Origin of the sequence: Metabacillus schmidteae (genome assembly GCF_903166545.1) — a bacterium.
Taxonomy (GTDB): domain Bacteria; phylum Bacillota; class Bacilli; order Bacillales; family Bacillaceae; genus Metabacillus; species Metabacillus schmidteae.
Map to the genome: position 1 here is coordinate 3,734,468 of NZ_CAESCH010000001.1, position 23,534 is coordinate 3,758,001.

At 35.8% G+C, this 23,534-nt stretch carries 29 protein-coding genes and 1 riboswitch; of the genes, 3 read left to right on the forward strand and 26 right to left on the reverse strand.

Going from position 1 to position 23,534, the window contains the following annotated elements; all coding sequences use genetic code 11:
- Positions 1-17 precede the first annotated feature (17 nt).
- The 9 genes from resB to HWV59_RS18240 form a co-directional block, all read right to left on the reverse strand.
- Positions 18-1,640 (reverse strand): cytochrome c biogenesis protein ResB, encoded by a 1,623-nt coding sequence (gene resB / locus HWV59_RS18200; protein ID WP_102229251.1) that lies wholly within the window; start codon positions 1,638-1,640, stop codon positions 18-20.
- 17 nt (positions 1,641-1,657) lie between these two features.
- Positions 1,658-2,179: a thiol-disulfide oxidoreductase ResA gene (gene resA / locus HWV59_RS18205; protein WP_102229252.1), complete on the reverse strand. Its 522-nt coding sequence runs from the start codon at positions 2,177-2,179 to the stop codon at positions 1,658-1,660.
- 94 nt (positions 2,180-2,273) lie between these two features.
- Positions 2,274-3,005: a 23S rRNA pseudouridine(2605) synthase RluB gene (gene rluB, locus HWV59_RS18210; RefSeq protein ID WP_102229253.1), complete on the reverse strand. Its 732-nt coding sequence runs from the start codon at positions 3,003-3,005 to the stop codon at positions 2,274-2,276.
- 193 nt (positions 3,006-3,198) lie between these two features.
- Positions 3,199-3,729, reverse strand: coding sequence for a spore maturation protein (locus tag HWV59_RS18215; RefSeq protein WP_102229254.1), 531 nt, complete (start codon positions 3,727-3,729; stop codon positions 3,199-3,201).
- Positions 3,730-3,731: 2 nt separating this feature from the next.
- Positions 3,732-4,322 (reverse strand): nucleoside recognition domain-containing protein, encoded by a 591-nt coding sequence (locus tag HWV59_RS18220; protein WP_102229255.1) that lies wholly within the window; start codon positions 4,320-4,322, stop codon positions 3,732-3,734.
- Positions 4,315-5,466 (reverse strand): D-alanyl-D-alanine carboxypeptidase family protein, encoded by a 1,152-nt coding sequence (locus HWV59_RS18225; protein WP_217708477.1) that lies wholly within the window; start codon positions 5,464-5,466, stop codon positions 4,315-4,317. Before HWV59_RS18225 ends, HWV59_RS18220 begins: the two co-directional genes overlap by 8 nt.
- Before the next feature lie 72 nt (positions 5,467-5,538).
- Entirely contained in the window at positions 5,539-6,006 is a 468-nt protein-coding gene (locus HWV59_RS18230) for a DUF3907 family protein (RefSeq protein ID WP_102229256.1), read from the reverse strand.
- Positions 6,007-6,155: 149 nt separating this feature from the next.
- Entirely contained in the window at positions 6,156-6,752 is a 597-nt protein-coding gene (scpB, locus tag HWV59_RS18235) for an SMC-Scp complex subunit ScpB (protein WP_102229257.1), read from the reverse strand.
- Complete coding sequence (locus tag HWV59_RS18240) at positions 6,753-7,499, reverse strand: segregation/condensation protein A (protein ID WP_175639732.1); 747 nt, start codon at positions 7,497-7,499, stop codon at positions 6,753-6,755.
- Between the two features lie 196 nt (positions 7,500-7,695).
- Here HWV59_RS18240 and HWV59_RS18245 point away from each other — a divergent pair, with 196 nt between their 5' ends.
- Both HWV59_RS18245 and HWV59_RS18250 read left to right on the forward strand, forming a co-directional pair.
- Complete coding sequence (locus tag HWV59_RS18245) at positions 7,696-7,788, forward strand: YjcZ family sporulation protein (RefSeq protein WP_102229259.1); 93 nt, start codon at positions 7,696-7,698, stop codon at positions 7,786-7,788.
- Positions 7,789-7,913: 125 nt separating this feature from the next.
- Positions 7,914-8,459, forward strand: a complete 546-nt coding sequence (locus HWV59_RS18250; protein WP_102229260.1) for a DUF309 domain-containing protein — start codon at positions 7,914-7,916, stop codon at positions 8,457-8,459.
- A 102-nt stretch (positions 8,460-8,561) separates the two neighbouring features.
- Here HWV59_RS18250 and HWV59_RS18255 read toward each other — a convergent pair whose 3' ends face one another.
- The 5 genes from HWV59_RS18255 to HWV59_RS18275 all read right to left on the reverse strand — a co-directional run bounded on the left by HWV59_RS18255 (position 8,562) and on the right by HWV59_RS18275 (position 12,475).
- Entirely contained in the window at positions 8,562-8,915 is a 354-nt protein-coding gene (locus tag HWV59_RS18255) for a GNAT family N-acetyltransferase (RefSeq protein ID WP_102229261.1), read from the reverse strand.
- Between the two features lie 218 nt (positions 8,916-9,133).
- Positions 9,134-9,598 (reverse strand): 6,7-dimethyl-8-ribityllumazine synthase, encoded by a 465-nt coding sequence (gene ribH / locus HWV59_RS18260; protein WP_102229262.1) that lies wholly within the window; start codon positions 9,596-9,598, stop codon positions 9,134-9,136.
- 22 nt (positions 9,599-9,620) lie between these two features.
- Entirely contained in the window at positions 9,621-10,814 is a 1,194-nt protein-coding gene (locus tag HWV59_RS18265; RefSeq protein ID WP_102229263.1) for a bifunctional 3,4-dihydroxy-2-butanone-4-phosphate synthase/GTP cyclohydrolase II, read from the reverse strand.
- A 70-nt stretch (positions 10,815-10,884) separates the two neighbouring features.
- Positions 10,885-11,532 carry a riboflavin synthase gene (gene ribE, locus HWV59_RS18270; RefSeq protein WP_102229264.1) on the reverse strand — a complete coding sequence of 216 codons (648 nt, stop codon included), beginning with the start codon at positions 11,530-11,532 and terminating at the stop codon, positions 10,885-10,887.
- A gap of 196 nt (positions 11,533-11,728) precedes the next feature.
- Positions 11,729-11,878, reverse strand: a riboswitch (FMN riboswitch).
- 162 nt (positions 11,879-12,040) lie between these two features.
- Positions 12,041-12,475, reverse strand: a complete 435-nt coding sequence (locus HWV59_RS18275; protein WP_102229265.1) for a peptidylprolyl isomerase — start codon at positions 12,473-12,475, stop codon at positions 12,041-12,043.
- 207 nt (positions 12,476-12,682) lie between these two features.
- On the opposite strand from HWV59_RS18275, the gene HWV59_RS18280 reads away from it, so the two are divergent.
- Positions 12,683-13,567, forward strand: coding sequence for a DUF1002 domain-containing protein (locus HWV59_RS18280; RefSeq protein WP_235991776.1), 885 nt, complete (start codon positions 12,683-12,685; stop codon positions 13,565-13,567).
- A 47-nt stretch (positions 13,568-13,614) separates the two neighbouring features.
- Here HWV59_RS18280 and lysA read toward each other — a convergent pair whose 3' ends face one another.
- The 12 genes from lysA to HWV59_RS18340 form a co-directional block, all read right to left on the reverse strand.
- Positions 13,615-14,937: a diaminopimelate decarboxylase gene (gene lysA / locus HWV59_RS18285; RefSeq protein WP_102229266.1), complete on the reverse strand. Its 1,323-nt coding sequence runs from the start codon at positions 14,935-14,937 to the stop codon at positions 13,615-13,617.
- A gap of 188 nt (positions 14,938-15,125) precedes the next feature.
- Positions 15,126-16,604 (reverse strand): spore germination protein, encoded by a 1,479-nt coding sequence (locus tag HWV59_RS18290; RefSeq protein ID WP_102229267.1) that lies wholly within the window; start codon positions 16,602-16,604, stop codon positions 15,126-15,128.
- The gene (locus HWV59_RS18295; protein WP_102229268.1) at positions 16,556-17,167 is read right to left on the reverse strand and encodes a stage V sporulation protein AE; all 612 of its coding nucleotides are present in this window, start codon (positions 17,165-17,167) and stop codon (positions 16,556-16,558) included. Before HWV59_RS18295 ends, HWV59_RS18290 begins: the two co-directional genes overlap by 49 nt.
- A 6-nt stretch (positions 17,168-17,173) precedes the next feature.
- Positions 17,174-17,524: a stage V sporulation protein AE gene (spoVAE, locus tag HWV59_RS18300; RefSeq protein WP_102229269.1), complete on the reverse strand. Its 351-nt coding sequence runs from the start codon at positions 17,522-17,524 to the stop codon at positions 17,174-17,176.
- Entirely contained in the window at positions 17,524-18,546 is a 1,023-nt protein-coding gene (gene spoVAD / locus HWV59_RS18305; RefSeq protein WP_175639733.1) for a stage V sporulation protein AD, read from the reverse strand. The genes spoVAE and spoVAD overlap by 1 nt, the downstream gene beginning before the upstream one ends.
- Positions 18,547-18,561: 15 nt before the next feature.
- Positions 18,562-19,011 carry a stage V sporulation protein AC gene (gene spoVAC / locus HWV59_RS18310; RefSeq protein ID WP_102229271.1) on the reverse strand — a complete coding sequence of 150 codons (450 nt, stop codon included), beginning with the start codon at positions 19,009-19,011 and terminating at the stop codon, positions 18,562-18,564.
- Between the two features lie 14 nt (positions 19,012-19,025).
- Positions 19,026-19,448: a stage V sporulation protein AB gene (locus tag HWV59_RS18315; protein WP_102229554.1), complete on the reverse strand. Its 423-nt coding sequence runs from the start codon at positions 19,446-19,448 to the stop codon at positions 19,026-19,028.
- Positions 19,435-20,064 (reverse strand): stage V sporulation protein AA, encoded by a 630-nt coding sequence (locus HWV59_RS18320; RefSeq protein ID WP_102229272.1) that lies wholly within the window; start codon positions 20,062-20,064, stop codon positions 19,435-19,437. The genes HWV59_RS18315 and HWV59_RS18320 overlap by 14 nt, the downstream gene beginning before the upstream one ends.
- Positions 20,065-20,300: 236 nt before the next feature.
- On the reverse strand, positions 20,301-21,062 hold the full coding sequence (gene sigF, locus HWV59_RS18325; protein WP_102229273.1) for an RNA polymerase sporulation sigma factor SigF: 762 nt from the start codon (positions 21,060-21,062) through the stop codon (positions 20,301-20,303).
- 13 nt (positions 21,063-21,075) lie between these two features.
- On the reverse strand, positions 21,076-21,516 hold the full coding sequence (gene spoIIAB / locus HWV59_RS18330) for an anti-sigma F factor (RefSeq protein WP_102229274.1): 441 nt from the start codon (positions 21,514-21,516) through the stop codon (positions 21,076-21,078).
- The gene (gene spoIIAA / locus HWV59_RS18335) at positions 21,513-21,866 is read right to left on the reverse strand and encodes an anti-sigma F factor antagonist (protein ID WP_102229275.1); all 354 of its coding nucleotides are present in this window, start codon (positions 21,864-21,866) and stop codon (positions 21,513-21,515) included. Before spoIIAA ends, spoIIAB begins: the two co-directional genes overlap by 4 nt.
- 96 nt (positions 21,867-21,962) lie before the next feature.
- Positions 21,963-23,126, reverse strand: a complete 1,164-nt coding sequence (locus HWV59_RS18340) for a D-alanyl-D-alanine carboxypeptidase family protein (protein WP_102229276.1) — start codon at positions 23,124-23,126, stop codon at positions 21,963-21,965.
- Between the last annotated feature and the right edge of the window lie 408 nt (positions 23,127-23,534).

The window sequence follows — 23,534 nt, forward strand, 5'->3', positions numbered from 1 at the left end:
TTTCTCCCTCCTTTAATTTATTCTTTGTCTTTTTGATCTTTTGGTACATTAAGTGGCGTACCGTCTACAACGATCTCCATCTCTTTTGCTAATCCATACCAATTTTTATTCGTATGCCCTGCAATTAAAATTTCATCATCATATCGTTGGATCCATATGCGACGGTGATTCCAATACATCCCTTGGATAACCCCTATCATAAAAATAGCTCCACCTAAACCAAGAATCCATAAAGTTAAATCTTTTCTCACAGTTAATGCTGTTAAGTCTTTTGTTTCAATTCCTTCAAACTTCATCTTATATTTATTTTCACCTGACGGCTCAATTGTTTGCTGAATTGCAACAAAGCTTGATTCACCTTCTGGAGTTTGTGGTGTATACATTTTGAAAACAAATGCAGGATTATCAGGAATCCTGGTTTTTGTCGCTGGAACACCTTCTTCATCAAAATAAAAATCTGGTAAATATGTGGCTATTTCTATTCGATATCCATTTCCAAGATCATATTCTTTTTTTGGATCTAAAAGATCGACCTCAATTTGACCAAAGCTTTCTTCCGTTTCCTTATCTATTAAACTAAACTTCATTTTGTTTAATTCATTTAATTTATAATCCACTTGATATAGCGAAAAGGAATCAAATTTTAACGGCTCATTTACCCTAATTTCCTCGCCCTTTACTTTGGTTAATTCAGGCTCAGCTCCGTGAACAATTTCCCCTTCCCTTTCATAGAGAACAACATTTGATTGGAAGTTTTTCACAACGCTTCCATCACCTACTCTGGTGATCGCTTCTTCAAATACTTCGGATTCTTTATCTTTTTCATACACTTCCATAATAAAGTCTTTATTTTCTAAATAATAGCGTCCTTCCGTACCTGGGATAACGGCTGTTTCTCCTTCTCTTACCCAAAGCACTTCATCGACATACATGCCTGGTACAAACCTTAGCATAGCCCCAATTAAAAAGATAATAAGTCCACAATGATTCACATATGGGCCCCATCTAGAAAATCGACCTTTTTCCGCCAACAAATTCCCATTCTCTTCCCGCACATTATAACGCCGGGCTGTAAGATGTTTTTTTACTAGTTCAATATCATACCCGCTTGTTTTAGTTGAACTATATAATCGCTGACGTTTCATAAACGTATGGTGTCTTGACACACCTTGCTTTTTTAATGCTCTATGTAAAGGCACAAATCGATCAAGACTTGCAATCACAAGAGAAATACCAATGGAAGCAACTAAAATCATATACCACCAAGAGCCGTATAAGTTATGAAAACCTAGCTCATAATATAGTTGACCGAGAAATCCATATTCATCTTTATAAAATTGACTTGCTGTCACAGAAGGTGGAATATACATTTCCTGTGGAAAAACGGTTCCTAATGCCGAAGCAAGTAAAGTTAAGAATATCAACCATACACCGACTTTTACTGATGAAAAGAAATTCCATATTTTATCGACAAAGGTTCTCTTATACGTTTGAGAGCGTCTGGCAGAACCTTCGTATTTCATATCCAATAAGTTTTTTGTATCTTTTTTCTCTTTTTCACTTATCGGCTTTCCACATGATCCACATAAAATTGTACCTTCCGGATTTGCATGACCACACTCACAATTTACCTTATTCATGCTGAAAACTCCCCATATTAAGGTTTAATCTGTTCCATATAATCTCTAATCATTCTCTCTGTTAAGGTACCTGAGGTAATGTCAACAACCTTCCCTTCAGGATTGATCAGAAAGGTCGTCGGCAATGGGCCGACTCCGTAAGCGTTTAAAACTTGACGATCCTTATCTAGGGGTATTGGAAACGTTAAATCATGTTTATCTACGAAGCTTTGAACAGCAATATTCGATTCAGCAATATTGACGGCCAAAACCTCAACACCTTGATTTTTGTAGTATTCGTACTGATTGTCCATATATGGCATTTCCCGTTCACAAGGCTCACACCAAGTGCCCCAAAAATTCAAGAAAACGCCTTTTCCCTTATAGTCAGAAAGTTGATGTTCATTTCCTTCTAAATCAGTTAAAACAAAATCTGGAGCCTTTGACCCTACTTTCACCTTTTCCTTACTAACAAAAAAATTTGAATAAAGCGTATATCCCAATGCACCAATTAACAAAATTAATATGATAGAGCGCATAAGTAAACGGTTTTTTTTCATTTACATACTCCCCTACTCCTTGAACATTCTAGGTCATTATAACACTATCCAAATACCTGGTATAATCTATATTTTGAAGTTTATGTGAAAATTACTAAGCCTGTTTCCCATGTTGTGCAAGGGCCCTAAGTTGCTTTACTTCATGTGGTGTTAGTTCTCTGGAATCACCTGTAGCTAATCCATTCAAGTTAAGGAATGCGAATTTTTCCCTTTTCAGCTTTACAACCTGATGTCCTATTGCTTCCAACATGCGTCGAACTTGACGATTACGCCCTTCATGGATCTTTAATTCAATGATGCACGTTTGTTTCTTTTTATCTATCGACAAAACCTTAACTTGTGCAGGAGATGTTTTCCCGTCTTCAAGTTGTATTCCTCGTTCCAATTGCTTAATCTTCTCTCTGGCTGGAATTCCTTTTACCTTTGCTACATAAGATTTTTCTACTTCATAGCGTGGATGCATGAGAATATTCGCGAATTCACCATCATTAGTTAATAAAAGAATACCTGATGTATCATAATCCAGCCTGCCAATAGGATAAATTCTTTGTTTTATATATGGAAAAAAGTCAGTAACAACCTTTCTACCTTTATCATCCTTTACAGCAGAAATAACACCTGTTGGTTTATATAAAAGCAAATAGACAGGTTCTTCTCGTTCAAGCGGAATCCCTTCGACTTCAACACGATCCTGATCCGTTACTTTTATACCCAATTCTTTTACCACTTTTCCGTTCACTTTTACTTTTCCATCTACTATTAATTCCTCTGCTTTTCGTCTAGAAGCTATACCAGCATGAGCAATTACTTTTTGTAAGCGTTCCATCTCGTTCACCTCGATAACATATTACTGCTTTCTCTTTTTTTTCACAAGTATCGACATTAAAATTCTAATTTTGTTTGTCAAAATGTGCTTAACCATCATACCATAATTATTTAAGATGTTGTAATCGTGGTAGTATCCAATTGCCTAATACAATAAAAAAAACTTGGTATCAACCAAGTTTTTAGTGGATTTATTATGAAAACATAATTGTGACAATAACAATTGCTGCAATAATGCCTACTAAATCAGCTAATAAGCCTACCTTTAGAGCATCTCCCATTTTTCTTATCCCTACTGCTCCAAAATATACTGTTAAAACATATAAAGTAGTATCTGTACTGCCTTGCATTGTTGCAGCCAGCATACCTATAAAGGAATCCGGCCCATATGTTGAAATAATATCAGATGTTAATCCTAACGCAGCGGTCCCTGAGATTGGCCGGATAAATGCCAATGGTACAATTTCAGCAGGAATATTTAAAACTTCCAGTGCCGGTTTCATAAAATTCATTAAAAACTCTAACGCTCCAGATGCACGGAAAACAGAAACAGCCACTAACATACCGACTAAATAAGGAATGATTGAAAATGAAATGGTGATTCCTTCCTTACCACCTTCTACGAAGGCTTCATAGGTCGGTACTTTTTTTACAGTTCCATAAATTAAGATAAAACCAATGATTACCGGAATGATCCATAATGATATTGCTCCAATAAGTCCCATAGTCAATCACCTTTTCTCTTTCTCCTATAATAAAAGAAACGATCTATAAGAATAGCTCCCAAAGTTGAAAGGAATGTTGCAATCAATGTAGGGCCAACGATACTAGTAGGTGATGATGATCCATAGGTCATCATTATTGCAATAACCGTAGTAGGAATTAGCGTTAGACTTGAAGTATTTATGGCTAAGAAAGTAATCATGGATCTACTTGCTTTATCAGATCCGCCATTTAATACTTTTAACTGTTCCATAGCTTTAATGCCTAGAGGTGTAGCTGCATTTCCCAAGCCGAAAAGATTTGCCATCATATTTGAAAGCATGTACCCCATTGCAGGATGTTCAGGCGGCACATCAGGAAATAACCTTGATACAATTGGTTTAAATAAATTCCCCAACTTCTCCAGCAATCCAGCCTCTTCTGCAACCTTCATCAATCCAAGCCAAAAAACTAAAACGCTAATAAATCCGATTGCAATTGTAACAGCTTCTTTCCCGCCTTTAAATATGGCCTCATTTACTTCATCCATTGTTCCATTAAACATCGCAAACACAATACCAATAACGGTTAACATCACCCAAATGATATTAACCATAACGATTTACCCCCATTGATGCAAAAAAGATATTTTTAAATATGTTCCAGAACGACCCTTTTGGTTTTTCAACATTTCCGTTGTCAAAGTATATAGGAATATTGGCTATGGACTTTTCTTCAATCTTAATTGACATTTCACCAACAACATTCGGTACCTTTTCAACATCTTCCCAATCTTTTTGTGGTTCCTGTAAAGAAATATTAATTCTTACTTTTTCCTGTTCTTCCTTATTTAAGGGATAAAGAACATTGCGATCGATGAATACATGTTTTTTATAAAATTCATGATCAATACCATCCAGTGTTCCTTCATTTTTCAATTTGACCAGGTCATAATGATTGAAAGCATAATTGTGCAAGTTCATATGATCATCCCAATCATCTGGATCATTTAACGTGACAACAATGGTATCAAATCCATCTTTTGATGCAGTTGAAACTAATGTTCTTTTGGCTCTAACAGTATAGCCTGTTTTTCCACCAGTACTATATTCATAAAGTGTTGTCAAAAGTTTGTTCTTATTATGCCAAACTCTGTCCCATTTTTCGTTAGGGTTTGGCGCCCGGTGTGTTTCAGTTCCAGAAATTTTTTGGTAGGTTTTATTTTGCATGGCATACTGTGTTAATATGGCCATATCATAGGCAGTTGAATAATGATTTTCATGATCATCTAATCCATGAGGGTTTGCAAACATCGTGTTTGTCATTCCAATTTCTTCTGCCTTTTGATTCATCATTAATACAAATCCTTCCAGACTACCTCCAACATGTTCGGCAATGGCTACAGCTGCATCATTTCCAGACCTAAGCATTAGTCCATAGACTAAGTCCTCTAGTTTAATCTTTTCCCCTTTTTGTAAATAAATCGAAGATCCCTCCGCTTGAAGCGCTCTCTCACTTACTGCGACCATTTCATTTAACTTACCAGATTCAATTGCAAGAATTGCGGTCATTATTTTCGTGATACTTGCAATTCTCATTTTCTGATGTGCCTGTTTTTCATATAACACCCTTCCAGACTCTTGATCTATTAGAATGGCTGCTTGAGCACTTACACCAATAGCAGAGGTCTGCGTAAGATTACAGCAAAGTAATAAGATCATAATGATAATCCCTGTTGTCACTTTCTTCATGTGCAGCATAAAGCATCCACGTCCCTTACTCGTTCGTTTTGTACAAGTTTATGCACGTGGACAAAGCTTATGAATGAAAAATTAAAATTGTGACTGTACCCTGTGCTCCATTTGTTCACGTATCATTTGAAATTCTAATTCTATCGAATAAATAAATGAAACATATGTAGGAGGGACAGCTTTTCTAAATACTATACAGTGTTCATCCGAATAGGAACTTCGACTATTTTCATACCATACATCATTTTTGGGATGAAAAAACCTTTCAATACATTGACAATAAACCTTATCCAGCACATGTTTCATATATTCTTCATCAGTTGACTTTTTTTTGAGAATACTATTACATGCTTCAAGTCCTTCCTCACAAAAAACTAATAATCTCCGGGTTGTTTTTAATAACTCTAGAAGATATTCATGATCAAATATTCCTTCTTGTCCTAGGGAATGTATCGTAATCGAATTTACATATTCAGTTAGCTGCTCGACAATGTTCTCTAAGAAAGCGGCTACTTTTTTCGTTTCAACTCTTAATAATATCGCTGTCATTCATCATACACCTCTTCAAGATTTAGTTAATAAAAGGACCTATTAACAATTTACTTTAATATGACTAAAAGCCTTTATATACACTACATCATATTGTCTTTTCAAAAAAAAAAGACTGACCTAAAAATATTTTTTCAGGTCAGTCAAAATTAGTTCAAATCTTCCAGTGTTTCGTTAAACTTTTCAAAGAAAAGATCAGCTTCTTCTTGTTCAAATTCATTATCAGCTTTTTCCGGAAGTGGCGGAAGTTCTTTTATCGATTTAAGCCCAAAATATTCCAGAAATTCCTTGGTTGTTCCATACAATATTGCACGGCCTGTTCCCTCGGCCCTTCCAACTTCTTTAATAAGTATTTTTGATACAAGTGTTTGAATCGGTCTTTCTGTTTTCACACCGCGAATTTCTTCAATTTCTGCTCTTGTAATAGGCTGTTTATATGCAACAATAGCTAATGTTTCCAATGCAGCCTGTGAAAGTGAGCCACTCCCAGGTGATTCAACTAATTTCTTTAAATATGCTGCATGCTCTTTTTTTGTTGTCAGTTGATATTGACCGGCAACCTCTACTAGCTCAATTCCCCTGTCATTCTGTTTATAATTTTCCGCTAGCTCTTTCATAATAGCAACGACTTCCTGCTCTTCAACCTCTAAAACCATTATTAATTGTTTAAGGGAAAGACCCTCGTCACCTGAGGCAAATAATAATGCTTCTACGATTGAATTCCACTCAATCACACCTAAGGTCATCTAAGATTCACTCCCCATAACATAAATATCTGAAAAATTGTTTTCTTGCTCAATAACTATTGAACGTGTTTTCATTAGCTCTAATATGGCTAAAAAAGTCACAACTAAGTGCTCTTTAATATTAGAAGGAAACAAATCATGAAATTTCCTCCTGCCTGGTCTTGACTTTAAGTCAGCTAATATTTCTTCCATTCTTTTTTCAATTGGAATTTCTTGACGCGCTATTTTGGTTTGTACCGGCTTTTGAATTTTCTTTCTCCGCAACATTTTCTGAAAAGCGCCTAACATATCATAAATGGTAACATTTAAGGAATCTATTTGTGTTGTTGATTCTGTTACAAATTCACTTAAATCACTTGGTGCCTTAGTATAAACGTGAGAACGATCTTCTTCAAGTGTCCTAAGGTCATCTGCCGCTTCTTTAAATCTACGGTACTCAATTAACCGTCTCATTAACTCATCACGTGGATCTTCCTCAGGTTCTTCTCCATATTCGTCTTCAAATAAGTCTTCTTCTTGTTTCGGGAGCAACATTCTACTTTTTATTGACAGTAATGTCGCTGCCATAACTAAATATTCAGAAGCAATATCAAGATGAAGCTCTTGCATTGTATGAATATATAGCATATATTGCTCTGTTATTTCTGAGACAGGAATATCGTATATATCAATTTCTAATCGGTTTATTAAATGAAGTAATAAATCTAAAGGTCCTTCAAAAGCGTCTATTTTTACATGATATTGCAAATTCTATCCCACCAATCTTACTACTTGCCACCATATAGTATAGAGTATTTTCTTAACATGTCCAATAATTATTTCTTTGGCAAACACTTTTAAAATACCTAAAAACTTTAAAAGCTGGACTCCTGCCTATACAATTTCAACTTTCACTCATATATTACAAGTGTATAAAAGCTAAACTTGAAGGAGGATTCAAAACATGGGTGATCAAGGTTATAATTACGGTGCAGGGTTTGCGTTAATTGTTGTATTGTTTATCTTATTAATTATCGTTGGTGCTGCTTGGTTATAATTTGATAAAAGAGGTTGCTGGATTCTCAGCAACCTCAAAATTTTTTATTGCTTTTTCAAATTGAGAATGTTGTTTTATGGTACACTGTCATTAAAAATTTATTGAATTGAAGGTGTTATCATACAATGTTTGATCGTGCATATATTGATTACCTCTTGCATTTTCATTGTGATCGAGATTATTTTGAATGCCATGAAGTGCTTGAAGAACACTGGAAAAAGGATGTACTTAAGGATAGAAAGAAATACTGGGTTGGGTTAATTCAAATCGCTGTTGCGCTTTACCATCATAGAAGAGGAAATTTTAGCGGAGCTTTAAAAATGATTTCTAACGCTATAGGTATTATAGAAAGTGAACGAGACCATATCGAAAAGTTAGGTTTACATAGTGATCTGCTAATGAAGTTACTCGTTAAGAGAAAAAATGAAATTCAACATCAACGACCATATACAAGCATCGACCTTCCGATCAAAAATAAAGAATTAATGAAAGAATGCCTTTCAATTTGCAAAAATGAAGGAATAGAATGGGGAGCTGAGAGTAATTTAACAGATAAAGAGCTTATTCATAGACATAAAAGACGGGATAGAACAGACGTCATTGAAGAGCGTTTATTTCAATTAGAAAAAAGAAAAGTGGAAAGGTCTCATAAAAATAACATGGAATCCTAATAGGTAAGGGTCAGTCTTCAATAATTTTTCTAACGCCACCTTAGTAAGATCGATAGGAAGCGTAAATTTATTATGAAGTCTGACCCTTAAATTTTAAAATTACTATTTACAATCTCTACATTTTTTGAAAAATGATTCTGTTTCGTTATTTGGAATAACTGTTTTCTTCTTATAAAGATCTGTAACAGCTTGAACCATTTGTTTACCAATTCCTTGTTGTCGGTGGGAAGGATTAACGGAAATATGTTGAACTTCAACAGTGTTTTCATCTTTAAACACGACACCAATTGCACCAATGATATCTTCGTCTTGCTTCCATAAAAACAATTGCCAATCATCTAATGTTTCATATTGTTTTATTGTTTGTTGTAATTGCTTTAAGTCCTTTTCTGCCGGCATAAAGGAAAGAAGGCCCATCGCAATTTTTTCAAAACTTTTTTTAAAGCGAATTAACATAGATACCCCTCATTAACGAATTAGCTTTCAAAATGAAAGCAAAGTGTTTGAAACCGTACAAAATCAGTTTTTATTAGCCATGCTTTAGCAGGTGTCACTAATTAACTACAGACATAACAAAAGTAAAATACAACTATATATATGATTCAAATTAATCAATTGTTACTCAATCATTATATACAGTTTTTCGACGATTTTAAACACCTTTTTTGGAAAAATTAATCAAGAGCCTTTAATAAGTTACCCATTTCAATTGCAGTAACAGCAGCTTCATAGCCTTTATTACCTGCTTTCGTTCCTGCTCTTTCGACAGCTTGCTCAATCGATTCAGTTGTTAGAACACCGAAAATAACCGGTACACCTGTTGTTAGAGAAGCTTGTGAAACTCCTTTTGCTGCTTCATTACAAACATAATCATAGTGAGTTGTAGCACCACGAATCACAGTACCCAGAGTGATAACCGCATCATATTTTCCTGATTCAGCTAATTTTTTTGAAACTAAAGGTAATTCAAATGCACCTGGAACCCAAGCAACAGTTACATCTGATTCTTCGACGCCATGTCTTTTCAAAGCATCTTCTGCTCCTCCTAATAGCTTAGAAGTAATAAACTCATTAAAACGTGCTACTACAATTGCAACTTTCAATCCACTTCCAATTAAATGTCCTTCAAATGTTTTCATTATTATTCCTCCAACTTTCGATTTAAAAATGTAAGTAATGACCTAGTTTTTCATATTTTGTTCTTAAGTAATTTTCATTTTCTTCTCTTGCAGGCATTTCAATCGGTACTCTATCGACAATTGTTAAGCCATAGCCTTCAAGTCCAGCAATCTTACGCGGATTATTTGTCAAGAGCTTCATTTTTTCAATTCCCAGATCTTTAAGAATCTGAGCACCGATGCCATAATCTCTTAAATCAGGAGCAAATCCTAATTTTTCATTTGCTACAACGGTATCATACCCTTGTTCCTGAAGCTTATAAGCCCTCATCTTATTTAGTAGACCTATCCCTCTACCCTCTTGCCTCATGTAGAGTAAAACCCCTTTTCCTTCTTTCTCAATTTGAGAAAGTGCAGCATGTAATTGGGGGCCACAGTCACATCTGTAAGATCCAAATACATCTCCTGTAAGACATTCAGAATGGACTCTTACTAATATCTCTTCTTCAGGGCTAATATCGCCTTTCACAAATGCAACATGTTCTTTTTGATCTAAAACATTAGAATAGCCTATAGCTCTAAAAGAACCAAATTCAGTTGGCAGCTCAATTTCAACTTCTTTCTTAACCAACTTTTCTCTCTGATTACGATATTTAATTAAATCCTTAATCGTAATAATTTTCAAGTCAAGCTCTTTAGCAAGGACTAATAAGTCAGGCACTCTTGCCATCGTACCATCTTCTTTAATAATCTCACAAATGACTCCACCAGGCTTTGCACCACATAGACGGGACAAATCTACTGCTGCTTCAGTGTGACCAGCTCTACGGAGAACTCCACCTTCTTTTGCAATTAATGGAAATGTATGTCCTGGTCTCTTGAAATCTGCGGGCTTTGAATCTTCCGATAAAAGTGCTTTTACAGTATCGGCACGTTCAAATGCACTAATTCCTGTTGAATTTGTTTTATGGTCAACACTAACGGTGAAAGCCGTTCCATGTGGATCGGTATTTTGAGAGACCATAGGAGAAAGATCCAATTTAGCTGCCTGATTTTCTGTTATTGGAACACATACAAGCCCTCTACCATGCTTTATCATGAAATTAATTACTTCAGGAGTCACTCTATCAGCCAGGGAAACAAAATCTCCTTCATTTTCACGGTCCTCGTCATCTACAACAATGACTACTTTACCATCTCTCAAATCTGTAATTGCCTCTTCGATTGTATTGAACATGATATAACTCCCTTCATATATGTTACATTGGCTAACAACCTGCTAGTCAGCTGTTGTTTATTGTCTATCCTTAGACAAAGCCATTTTCTTCTAAAAATGATTTACTTAATGAAGAGCCTTTTGTGTTATCTTGTTGAGAAACAAATTTTTTTATATATTTCCCAACCATATCACATTCGATGTTCACAATATCACCAACACCCTTTGTTCCTAAAATGGTTTCACCTAAAGTATGAGGAATAATAGAAATGACTACTTTTTCTTTCTCTAACCCAAAAATCGTCAGGCTTATTCCATCTACTGTAATAGAACCTTTATGGATCAAGGTACTAGTTAATTCTTCAGGCACTTGTATTTCATAATAAACTGCATTAGACACTTGCTGTTTTTTCACGATCTTTCCAATACCGTCAACATGTCCAGAAACAAAGTGACCGCCGAATCTTCCGTTCGCTGCCATTGCTCTCTCCAAGTTTACTGTTGACCCTTTTTTTAAAAGGGATAAAGATGTGCTTCTAACCGTTTCAGGCATTACATCAACTGAGAAAGAAGCAGCCGAGAATTGTGTGACTGTTAAGCATACTCCATTTACTGAAATACTGTCCCCTAAAGCTACATCTTTAAGTATATGTTTTGCTCCTATTGTGAAAACGATCGCTTCTTTTGAGCTTTGTACACTTTGAACTGTGCCAATTTCTTCAATGATCCCTGTAAACACACGATTTCCTCCTTCCTTTTATACATGTCATATTTACGTTTACATTGCATTGCATATATTATGCAATGCAAAAAAAGCCCACTGTCAAAGAGACTAGGGGCTTGGAAATTGTCAGAAATTGATATTTGAGTATGTCAAATAAGAGTATTAAATGTCTATTTTTTTCACAGACTTTAATACACCGCAAAAAATTCACGCAATTCTTCTCCCATCCAGACTTTCACTGTCGGCCCTAGAATCTCACTAGATCCACCGTAACAATTAATGTTTACGGGTCACGGACTTAGAAGAGTCACTCCCCTTCATCACCGCCGGTAGGGAATTCCACCCTGCCCCGAAGAATGTAAAACGAAATATGAAATTATAAATTATATTTTATCCATATAACGAGCATGTTGCAATCTTTATGTTTCATTTTTAGAAATTAAAAGGTAAATTTATTGTTAAACTTTCCTGGCAATGAAAAAGAACTGCCCATATACTAGACAGTTCTAAAATTTTTTAGATTTTATTCTTCAAAAACCTTTACTTCTTTCATTACATCATTTGGTTTAATTTTATAAACAGCTTCTAGATTATCCACTACTTTACCAAAAACAGTATGAACCCCGTTTAAATGAGGTTGTGGCTCGTGAACGATAAAGAATTGGCTGCCGCCTGTATCTTTCCCTGCATGTGCCATTGAAAGGGATCCTGCTTCATGCTTGTGTGGATTACCTTGTGTTTCACACTTAATCGTATAGCCAGGTCCTCCAGTTCCAGTTCCATGCGGACAACCACCTTGTGCTACAAACCCAGGGATAACACGGTGAAATGTTAAGCCATTATAAAATCCTTCATTAGCAAGCTTTTCAAAGTTAGCAACTGTTCCTGGTGCTTCATTTTGGTAAAGCTCCATTGTCATTACATCGCCATTTTCCATTGTAATTTGTGCTTTTTTCATATGTATGAAACCTCCAATATGTTTTGTACGTCTAATAGACATGAATACCTACCTATTCTACTATACTCAAGGGAGGAATACCAAATAGATCGTTAATAAATAATATTAAGAAATTCTTAATTTCCATGTTGAATGTATTGACATTTTATAAAAAGCTCTATAATAGATGAGGAGAGCCAGTCATTGTTTGAATAAGGAGGCATTATTTTGAAGAAATATATAGTTAGTTTCATCGCTTTACTTTTATTTGCTTTTCCATCCTTAACATACGCAGATGCAGTAGTGGGGGATATGATTATTACGCTTGGAGAAAATTTAACAGAAGAACAAAAACAAACGATTCTTAATGAAATGAATGCAACTGCAGATGATCAAATCATCACAGTTTCTAATGAGGAAGAACATCAATATTTAGGTGATTATATTCCAAAAGCAACAATCGGAACGAAGGCTATATCGTCAACAAGTATTACAATTGAAAAAGCTGGTTCAGGTCTTGAAGTTAAAACAAAGAATATCAACTGGGTAACGGATGAAATGTATTTAAATGCCCTCATGACAGCAGGTGTTAAAGATGCGTCCATTTATGTTACCGCACCTTTTGAAGTTTCAGGTACTGCTGCCTTAACAGGTTTAATCAAGGCTTATGAGATTTCTTCTGAAGAAGCTATACCGGAAGATGTAAAACAGGTTGCGAATGAAGAACTTGTCACAACAGCAAAATTGGGTGATGAGGTTGGAGCGGAAAATGCATCAGCTTTAATGGCAAAAATCAAGGATGACATTGCCAAAAATGGTATTCCTGAGACCGATGCGGAATTACGTACAATGATTGAAAATGCAGCAAATGATTTAGGTATTACACTTTCAGAAGAAGATATCAATAGTTTAATTGATTTGTTTAATAAGATGAAGGATATAAATATCGATTGGAATCAGGTTGGTGATCAGCTCGATCAGGCAAGGGATAAAATCTCAAATTTTCTGAATTCTGAGGAAGGCCAAACTTTTCTACAGCAAGTAAAAGAATTCTTTATAGCATTATGGAATGCGATTATTTCTATCTTTACAAATAATGAGCAATCCGCATAATAAAAAACAAGAGCGTGTGTATTTTTAACACCGCTCTTGTTTTTTTATTATTTATTAATTACTTTCGATTGAAAGGGAAGATCATTCACAATCAAATCTTCAAAACTCTCTCTTTTCACTACAAGTTGCGCTTCGCCATTTTCAACAAAAACAACTGCCGGTCTTGGGATTCTGTTATAATTATTAGCCATTGAATAGCCATAAGCACCTGTACAGAATACGGCCAAAATATCATTTGGCTTAACCTCTGGTAATGGCAGGTCCCAAATTAACATATCTCCACTTTCACAGCATTTTCCTGCGACTGAAACCGGGACATCATGCTTTTCTAATGCGCGATTTGCTAATACTGCTTCATATTTGGCTTGATATAAAGCTGGACGAATATTATCACTCATTCCCCCATCAATTGCAATATACTCCCTAATATTTGGAACAGATTTTGTTGATCCGGTTGTATATAATGTTGTTCCTGCATCTCCTACTAGGGAGCGACCTGGCTCAATCCAAATTTCGGGCATTTCAATGCCCATTTCATTTACTTGTGTTTTAACTGCTTCAACAATTTTTTCGACATAATAAGTAGCTGGAAGCGGCTCATCTTCTGCTGTGTAGCGAATTCCAAATCCTCCACCCAGATTAACAACTTCCGGGATAAATGAGAATTGACTTTGCCATTCCTTGATTTTATCAAATACTCTTTCTGCTGCAAGAACAAATCCGGCAGTATCAAATATTTGAGAACCAATATGGCAGTGAATTCCAAGCAAATGAATATGACTTGATTTTAACACTGCTTCAATAGCCTTCTCAATTTGTCCATTTAACAAACCAAATCCAAATTTTGAATCTTCTTGGCCTGTAGTAATATAATCATGAGTATGTGCTTCAACACCAGGTGTAACACGTAGCAAAACTGCTACTTTTTGTTCAGATGCTTTTGTTAGTTCTTCTAACATTTCAATTTCATAGAAGTTATCTACAACAATACACCCTACCTGATGGTCTAAAGCCATTTTAAGTTCTGATTTGCTTTTATTGTTTCCATGTAAATGGATTCTTGATGCAGGAAATCCGGAAGCAATTGCAGTATACAATTCACCACCAGAGACAACATCCAATGAAAGTCCTTCCTCATTAATCAGCTGAAACATGGCAATCGATGAAAATGCTTTACTTGCATAAGCAACTTGTGCTTTTACGCCCATTTTTTCAAATGCTTCTTTAAAGCTTCGAGCGCGTTCTCTTATTAACGCTACATCGTAAATATAAAGAGGTGTACCATATTCTTTCGCTAATTGAATGGTATCCACTCCGCCTATTTCTAAATGTCCTTTTTCATTTATATTGCTAGTACCATGTAAGAACAAAATGTATCCCCTCTTTCTACAACTAGGCTTTTACGTTTTCTTATCTTGAAAACCAATCAATAGAAGATTAATTAACAAGGAAAAAGACAGTTAACACCAGCTGGTTATTAACTGTCTGTTATGAAAATTCTGCATGAAATTAAACATACAATATCATAAAAGAGGGGTTCTTTCAATGTCACTTTACCCTAATTCGGTTGTTTTTTTACATTTTGAGGATGGACAATACTTGGTCTTAGCTTTGCGCCCGGCACAGAAGTCCTAACAATGATTTGCCATAAGGCCTTTGCATTAAATGGTAGAAATGGCCACAGATAAGGAGTGTTCAAAGATCTTATTCTTACAAGCAAGATGATAAAAACTGTACATCCAATCACAAATCCCTCTAATTTGAAAGCTGCAACTGCAACTAACAATAATAACCTTGATATCTTATTCGCAACACTTAATTCATAGCTTGGTGTTGCAAATGTTCCGATTGCTGCAACCGCTACATATAAGATTACCTCCGGAACAAACAATCCAACGTCAATCGCAATTTGACCAATCAACGCTGCTGCGATTAGACCCATCGCAGTAGAAAGAGATGTCGGCGTATGTATCGCAGCCATTCTTAAAAACTCTATCCCAAAATCAGCTAAAAATATTTGGATAACAATAGGGATATTTTTCTCTTCATTAGGACCAATAAAAGCAATATTTTCTGGTAAAAGTGACGGCTCTAAACAAAATAAAAACCATAATGGTAAAAGAAAAATTGATGCAATAATTCCCAAAAATCGGACCCAACGTAAAAACGTACCAACAGCAGGAGCTTGACGATATTCTTCTGCATGCTGAACATGATGAAAAAATGTTGTAGGAGTGATAATGACACTAGGTGATGTATCAACTATAATCAATACATGACCTTCTAACAAGTGATTTGCTGCAACATCCGGTCTTTCTGTATACCTAACCAGAGGATAAGGATTGTAGCCCTGTCGAACTAAGAATTCTTCAACCGTTTTATCTGCCATCGTTATTCCATCAACTTTAATTGTGTCAAGTTCTTTTTTTATGGTTTTAATTAGTCCGGGATCAGCCACATCTTTAATGTAAGCAAGACAAACATCTGTTTTTGAACGTTCACCAATTTTCATCATTTCATATCGCAAACGCTCATCTCTAATTCTTCTTCGAATTAAGCCTGTGTTAACGATAATATTCTCAACAAAACCATCTCTTGCTCCACGAACAATCTTCTCTGTATCCGGCTCTTGAGGTTGTCGACCGGGATAACTTCTCACATCAACAACAAGTCCATAGTCAGAGCCTTCCATAAGAAATACAATTAATCCCGAAAGAACCTGGTCCACCACTTCATCCAGCGTTTTTATTTTTTGGACGGATTGGTTAACAATTCTATTTTCTAAAATTTCTTTAAATTTTATATGATTTACTTCACTATCGTTAATTAATGTTACATTCTTTAATATTTGCGTAATATAATTCGTATCACATAGACCGTTTAAATAATACATATTGACTTGAAAGTCTAATAAGGATAATTTCCTGACACCTAAATCAAAGCTCGTATTTAAACCAACATGTTCGGTAAAAAACCTTTCGCTTTCTGCTAAGTTTCCCGTGATTGGGTACTGTTTAGCTTCCTTCTCTGTTGACAATCGGAACCGCTCCTTTCTAGTATCAATTCAACAGCTTTTAATGTGATTGGCGATCCATTCTTCACACTATCTTTTCTTGCCATTTTTCCAATATCTCCAATTCCAACAATAATCGGAACCTTTAACTGATCTAAACAATACACCGTATCACCGCTTATTCTTCCAAGTTCAATGTCTTTTAGTCCGCTTTTATCTACACCGTATTCAGTTAATTCACCAAATCGGTCAATACTAACATCAACTCTCGTCCACTCTGTCTGATGTGTTTTAGATGCTACTGCAATTACTCCAAGCACCTCTACTTTGGGGTGTTCAGCGACGTATTTCAAAGCCACTTCTCCAGCCCCTTCTCCTAATAATCCACAATCGTCAAACATGACAAAGACAGGGTCATTTTTTGCCTGAAGAATTAGCTCAACTATTTGGGGTCCACTTAATATAGTAGGATTCCCTTGGGTTTGTGAAATGGCTCTTCCCCCTATTTGGGCTGCCACATATTCAACTGTTCTTGCAGCATATTCATCTCCATCAGTTACAATAATGACCCTCACTTTTTCTGCCAATGTGACCTATCCTTTCGGTTTAAAGATAAGTGCCATAATGAATGCAAACAAAATTGCTGCTGAAATACCTGCTGACGTTAGTTCAAATATACCAATACCTATGCCAATAAAGCCATGCTCCTTAGCTTGTTCCATTGCCCCATGCAGGAGAGAGTGTCCAAAACTTGTGATAGGTACGGTTGCTCCAGCTCCAGCAAACTTTATTAAATTATCATATATACCAAACCCATCCAGTATGGCCCCTGATACAACAAAAGAACTCATAACATGTGCCGGTGTTAATTTAAAAACATCTAATAGGATTTGTCCGATTACACAAATCGCTCCTCCGACAACAAAAGCTAACAAATATTCCATTAGCCAATCACTCCTCCATTTGCTCTTTCGAAAACAACTCCATGTGCAATCGTTGGTATTGATTCTTTTTGCTGAATCATTGTTGGACTAAGTAGTGCACCGGTTGCTACAACTAATACTCGTCTTAAATTACCAGCCCTGAGCTCGTTAAATATATGTCCATATGTTACGACAGCTGAACAACCACAACCACTGCCACCGGCAAATACTTTTTGATCTGGACGAAAAACCATTAAGCCACAATCATTATGCTTGTCATGTACATCATAGCCTTCCTCTTTCAGCAACTCTTTTACAATTGGACTACCAACTCCTGAGAGATCTCCTGTTAGAAAAAGATCATAATCCTCTGGAGTTCTGTTTAAATCCTTAAGATGCTGTGCAATTGTATCTGCTGCAGCAGGTGCCATTGCTGAACCCATATCGAAAGGATCCTTAATCCCTAAGTCTGCGACTTTCCCGATTGTCGCAGCTGTGATTTTAATATCACTAACTTCTTTATTAATTAAAACAGCCCCTGAGCCCGTTACTGTATAGGTTGCAGTATCAGGCTTTTGGCCCCCGTATTCTGTTGGATAACGGAACTGCCTTTCTGCTGTTGCATTGTGACTACTTGTTGCTGCAATTACTTGATTAGCAAAGCCACCATCAACTAATGCGGAACCAAGTGCTACAGTTTCCATAGATGTTGAACAAGCTCCAAACATACAAAGAAAAGGAAGACTGAGATGTCTTGCTACATAATTAGCCGTTACGTTTTGGTTCAGTAAATCTCCTGCTAAAAATAAATCTATATCATCTATTGTTTTATTTCCTTTGGTAAGACATTGCTCAACTGCCTGCTCCATTAATCTTCGTTCTGCTAGCTCCCAGTTGTCTTCACCACAATGAAGTTCTTTATGTTTAACGTCAAAATATTGCCCCAGTGGTCCATCCGCTTCCTTTGGTCCGACAGCTGTTCCACTTGAATGAACAAATAAAGGATTCTCAAATTGCCATGTTTGCTTTCCTGTTAGTTTCAATATTTCCACCCCACCTTAAAATGCTAGTCCATAAAAATAGCGAATCATTCCGACTATATAGGCTGCCACAACACCAAAAACAATGACACTTCCTGCCAACTTAAACATATTGGTTGCAACTCCCAACACAATACCTTCACTTCTATGTTCTATTGCAGCACTTGTCATCGAATTAGCAAACCCTGTTACAGGTACCGCAGATCCCGCTCCTGCAAACTGTCCAAGCTTATCATAAATACCAATTCCCGTTAGTAAAGCAGATATTAGAATCAACGTGGCAACAGTCGGATTTCCTGCATCTTTTTCTGAAAAGTTGAAAACATTCATATAAAAATTCTGAATGGCCTGACCACATAAACAAATAAATCCACCAATCAGAAACGCCTTTAGGCAATTAATAAAATATGGTGGTTTCGGCTGATAATCTTTTATTTTATTCTTATAATCTTCTTTCATTTTGGCCATATATAAGACCCTCCTTATTGATTTACAAAATACATCCAATGAAATAATGAACCGACAATTTTCCCAAATACAATAGCCATTAACAAAACAACAATCTTTTCTCCAAGCCCAACCCTCTTAGCTAAAATAGGGAAAACATTTAAAACTTCGGTTAGTGCTGCAGCTAACATTCCTATAAATATTCCACATAATAGACCAATCGGGACTAACCAAAGCTCTGATTGAAACAGCATACTATTTCTTAAGCTGACCCATCCTACCAAAACAGCGCCTAATATAATAGCCCCTTCATATACATGAATAAACTGATAGGTTTTTGTTAGCTGTGTTAGTCTTGGAATAATTCCTAGAACAGCTAAAAATGCAACAAAACCAGAACCTACAACAAGCCCCCCGGATAATCCAATAATGATAAGAATTATGCTATTTACTATCATGATCATTATTTGCGTTTAAATTTTCTTTATTTTCATTCATCGCTACATATTGATCTAAATCAAGTTGATAGTTAAAAATCTCTACCTCTAAGGGACTTGGTTCTTCGTTAATTCTCTTTTTAAATAAGTGATTAAAAAACAATATCATTCCTAATCCCAATCCTATTGAATAAGGAATTTGCAGAATTAGCGGCTGAGCATTTTCTTTTCCTGTTACAATTTTGTATATACGTTGATGAACAGCCTGCATACTAACATCCTCGTGGAAATTCATAATCGCCAATCCGGCTCCAATAAAGAGTAATAACCAGACAATGCAAAATAATAAAGGAGATAGCTTCTTTTTTTTGTACATGATTTCGACAATTGTTTGGTTTGACCCTAAAGCTTGAACATCGATTTGATTGTCATACTTGTGTATTTCCTTTATGACATGCATAACATCGATGACCACCATATTTTTATCACTTAACTGGACTTCATGAATCACGATGTTCTTTAGCTTTCCCGTCAATTCCTTATTGCCTACGATGAGTGCAATTCTTTCAATTGTAATAACATCGTTAGGATGTACTTGAATTCGGTGACGAAGTCTAATATATACCGTCTTATCCATCAAGGTTCACTTCCTAATGAATGTAATAGATGATACTTTCTTTGTCTTTATATTAGATCTTTAACAAATAAAACATTTGATTGTATAAGTAGTATGCATTGCCTTAATTTTAATCATGCAGTCCTGTAATAAAGTCCAACAATTACCATTGGATTGTTGAGGAAGAAAATAAAAAAAGAGGAAGAATATTCATTATCCTCCTGATTAAACGGAGTAATAATCAATAATTCTTCCTCTTATATTTGATTCATCTTTTCTTTCATTTGCTGTAGTATCTTTTTCTCAAGCCTTGAAACTTGTACTTGAGATATTCCCAGTCGATCCGCTACCTCTGACTGAGTTTGATCTTTATAATATCGCAGGAACACAATGAGTCTCTCCCGCTCGTCTAAGTCGCGGATGGCGTCCTTTAATACAATTTTATCAAACCACTTTGTTTCCGTATTATCCGCAATTTGATCAAGCAATGTAATGGGATCTCCATCATTTTCATAAACAGTTTCATGGATAGATGAAGGTGCTCTGACAGCTTCCTGTGCAAGTACAACATCTTCAGGAGCAATATCAAGATAGGAGGCTATTTCTGCAACTGTTGGTACTTTTCCCATTGTCTTTGATAATTCATCTCTGGCGCGTCTGATTTTATTTCCAAGTTCCTTTAAGGAACGGCTCACTTTCACCGTACCATCATCGCGAATAAAACGTTGAATTTCACCAATAATCATTGGTACAGCATAGGTTGAAAATCTAACGTCATAAGATAAATCAAATTTATCAACAGATTTCAGTAATCCAATACTACCTATTTGAAATAAATCATCAGGTTCATATCCACGATTTAAAAAACGTTGGACAACAGACCAAACTAACCTCATGTTTTTTTGGATAATTAAATCTCGTGCTTCTTGGTCACCTTCTTGACTACGACGAATTAATTCCTTAACCTCATGGTCCTTTAACTGTGTATTTGATTGATCTTTCTTGACCTCCACATCCATAGCAAGTCTCCCTTTAATTGCATAAAGCTTTACTTTTCGATAAATGTTTTACCAATTTGACAGTTGTTCCTGTTGATTCAGATGACTCTACAGTAATTTCATCCATGAAGTTCTCCATGATCGTAAAGCCCATTCCAGATCTCTCCAGTTCTGGTTTTGTCGTATATAGAGGCTGTCTTGCCTCTTCTACATCAACAATTCCTATCCCTTCATCACGGATCGTTAATTGGACAATTCCATCCTCTAGCGCAACAGAGATATAAACAATTCCATTAGGATCATTATCATATCCATGGATAATGGCATTCGTAACAGCTTCCGACACCACTGTTTTAATCTCAGTTAATTCATCCATTGTGGGATCCAATTGGGTAATAAATGCTGCTACCGTTACCCTTGCAAATGATTCATTTTGGCTTAGCGCAGAAAACTGAAGGTTCATTTCGTTTTTCATGATGCCACCCCCAAAGTCTGGAGCGCTTTGAGCTCATCTTCTTCTAATCGAATAATTTTAAACAAACCTGACATATCAAATAAACGTTTTACTGCTGGAGAAATTGCACATACGACCATTTCCCCGCCAGTTGCTTTTATTTGCTTATATCTTCCTAAAATGACACCCAATCCTGAACTATCCATAAACGATAAATTCCCAAGATTCAACACAATGTGCTGGATTTGATTTGCAGCTAAAGTATCTGTCACCTTTGTACGTAATTCTTCTGCTGCATGATGATCAAGCTCACCTGAGAGTCTTATACACAGCACAGATTCTTTTACATCAAGTTCAATCGCTAGACTCAAGGTTTTACCCCTCCTTAAATTCTGGATAAAGAGTCAATTCTTGATTGAACATTGATTTTCCTGCTCAATGACAAAACTAGTGGCATTTCGTCAACATTAGCCAGCCTTTGTAAAGTCGCCCATCACTCTCTTAAACATCGTCCACCAACTCGCTTCATCAATGTCCTTTTCAGCAACAAGCTTACTCTCAGCAATTACTTTGCCTTCTTTCTTTAATTGGAGAGTGCCAAGTTCATCTCCTTTTTTCACGGGAGCTTTAATATCATTTTTCATTAAAATCTCTTGTGTCACATCATCAACTTTTTCACCCTTTTTCGTAAGAACAGAAATAGGCTCTGAAGTCATAAGATTTACTTCTTTTTCGCTACCTTTGCTTACTTTCAATTGCGATAACACGTGATCCTTTTTGAATAATGGATGTGTTTGATATTGACTAAATGCAAAGTCTAGCATTTTTGTAACTTGTGCATTACGATCTTTAGGAGTATCTGCACCGAACACTACTGCGATAACACGCATATTGTCCTTTTTAGCTGTTGCTGTTAAACAGTATTTTGCTTCATTTGTAAACCCTGTTTTTACTCCATCTACTCCTGGATAAAACTTAACGAGACGATTCGTGTTGACAAGCCAGAATTTTTTATCTGTTCCCTCACGTAAATAATCTTCGTATTTGCCTGTAAAATTTGTGATTTTTTCGAATTTTAATAATTCTTTTGCCATTAAAGCCATATCATGTGCAGAACTATAATGATCTGGTTCAGGTAAACCAGTGGGATTTTTAAAATGTGTATTTTTCAAATCCAATTCTTCTACCTTTTTATTCATCATATTGACGAATTCTTCAGCAGATCCAGCAATTTTTTCAGCCATTGCAACAGAAGCATCATTACCAGATCCTATTGCAATTCCTTTTAACATTTGCTCAACAGTCATTTCTTCTCCAGGCTCAAGAAAGATTTGTGACCCTCCCATTGAGGCTGCATATTCACTTGTACGTACTTTTTCATCCCATTTAATTTGTCCTTTATCTAACGCTTCCATAATTAAAAGCATTGTCATAATCTTCGTCATACTTGCTGGAGGAAGTTTTTCATCACTGTTTTTATCATATAAAATGGTTCCGGTATCCCGTTCAATTAAAACAGCAGACTTCGCTTTATCTGCAAGCTCGACAGTTGTTGATTCTTTAGCTAAAGCCATAGGTGTTACAGAAAGCAGCATTGTTATAAGTGTTAAACACGATATCACTCGTTTCATTTCATAAGCCCTCCATTCTTTATACATTCCATTTTTTCCAGTAGGAGGAAAAATATACTAGTGGAGGGAGAAAATTTATTTGAGATATTTACTTTAGATTTTTTAGTTCATATTTTCTGCCTTTATATATGAACCACTTTTTGTTATGTTTAATGATGTAAGAATTTATTTGTCGTTGATTCTGACTGAATTTTCAAAAATGCTCTAGCTTGTTTATTGGTAATTTCAATTCCAATTAAATACTTAAACTCCTATTCATCATAACTTTTCAACCATCTCGGAGTAGATATCAACCATTAATCTACTTTTATCCACCATTCATTTCTATTTCGCCTCCTCTACCTAAGGACAAAAGCGCAAGCGCCTTGACCAGCCTAGGGCAAATAAGACGCAAATGAATAGAAGAAG

What these genes read in the sequence shown, in the direction of transcription:
- resB (WP_102229251.1), bottom strand. Translation starts at nt 1,640, where the DNA reads ATGAATAAGGTAAATTGTGAGTGTGGTCATGCAAATCCGGAAGGTACA.
- resA (WP_102229252.1), bottom strand. Translation starts at nt 2,179, where the DNA reads ATGAAAAAAAACCGTTTACTTATGCGCTCTATCATATTAATTTTGTTA.
- rluB (WP_102229253.1), bottom strand. Translation starts at nt 3,005, where the DNA reads ATGGAACGCTTACAAAAAGTAATTGCTCATGCTGGTATAGCTTCTAGA.
- HWV59_RS18215 (WP_102229254.1), bottom strand. Translation starts at nt 3,729, where the DNA reads ATGGGACTTATTGGAGCAATATCATTATGGATCATTCCGGTAATCATT.
- HWV59_RS18220 (WP_102229255.1), bottom strand. Translation starts at nt 4,322, where the DNA reads ATGGTTAATATCATTTGGGTGATGTTAACCGTTATTGGTATTGTGTTT.
- HWV59_RS18225 (WP_217708477.1), bottom strand. Translation starts at nt 5,466, where the DNA reads ATGCTGCACATGAAGAAAGTGACAACAGGGATTATCATTATGATCTTA.
- HWV59_RS18230 (WP_102229256.1), bottom strand. Translation starts at nt 6,006, where the DNA reads ATGACAGCGATATTATTAAGAGTTGAAACGAAAAAAGTAGCCGCTTTC.
- scpB (WP_102229257.1), bottom strand. Translation starts at nt 6,752, where the DNA reads ATGACCTTAGGTGTGATTGAGTGGAATTCAATCGTAGAAGCATTATTA.
- HWV59_RS18245 (WP_102229259.1), top strand. Translation starts at nt 7,696, where the DNA reads ATGGGTGATCAAGGTTATAATTACGGTGCAGGGTTTGCGTTAATTGTT.
- HWV59_RS18250 (WP_102229260.1), top strand. Translation starts at nt 7,914, where the DNA reads ATGTTTGATCGTGCATATATTGATTACCTCTTGCATTTTCATTGTGAT.
- HWV59_RS18255 (WP_102229261.1), bottom strand. Translation starts at nt 8,915, where the DNA reads ATGTTAATTCGCTTTAAAAAAAGTTTTGAAAAAATTGCGATGGGCCTT.
- ribH (WP_102229262.1), bottom strand. Translation starts at nt 9,598, where the DNA reads ATGAAAACATTTGAAGGACATTTAATTGGAAGTGGATTGAAAGTTGCA.
- HWV59_RS18265 (WP_102229263.1), bottom strand. Translation starts at nt 10,814, where the DNA reads ATGTTCAATACAATCGAAGAGGCAATTACAGATTTGAGAGATGGTAAA.
- HWV59_RS18275 (WP_102229265.1), bottom strand. Translation starts at nt 12,475, where the DNA reads ATGAAAAAAGCACAAATTACAATGGAAAATGGCGATGTAATGACAATG.
- spoVAE (WP_102229269.1), bottom strand. Translation starts at nt 17,524, where the DNA reads ATGGAATATTTGTTAGCTTTTGTTGTCGGAGGAGCGATTTGTGTAATC.
- spoVAC (WP_102229271.1), bottom strand. Translation starts at nt 19,011, where the DNA reads ATGGCCAAAATGAAAGAAGATTATAAGAATAAAATAAAAGATTATCAG.
- HWV59_RS18315 (WP_102229554.1), bottom strand. Translation starts at nt 19,448, where the DNA reads ATGATAGTAAATAGCATAATTCTTATCATTATTGGATTATCCGGGGGG.
- HWV59_RS18320 (WP_102229272.1), bottom strand. Translation starts at nt 20,064, where the DNA reads ATGGATAAGACGGTATATATTAGACTTCGTCACCGAATTCAAGTACAT.
- sigF (WP_102229273.1), bottom strand. Translation starts at nt 21,062, where the DNA reads ATGGATGTGGAGGTCAAGAAAGATCAATCAAATACACAGTTAAAGGAC.
- spoIIAB (WP_102229274.1), bottom strand. Translation starts at nt 21,516, where the DNA reads ATGAAAAACGAAATGAACCTTCAGTTTTCTGCGCTAAGCCAAAATGAA.
- HWV59_RS18340 (WP_102229276.1), bottom strand. Translation starts at nt 23,126, where the DNA reads ATGAAACGAGTGATATCGTGTTTAACACTTATAACAATGCTGCTTTCT.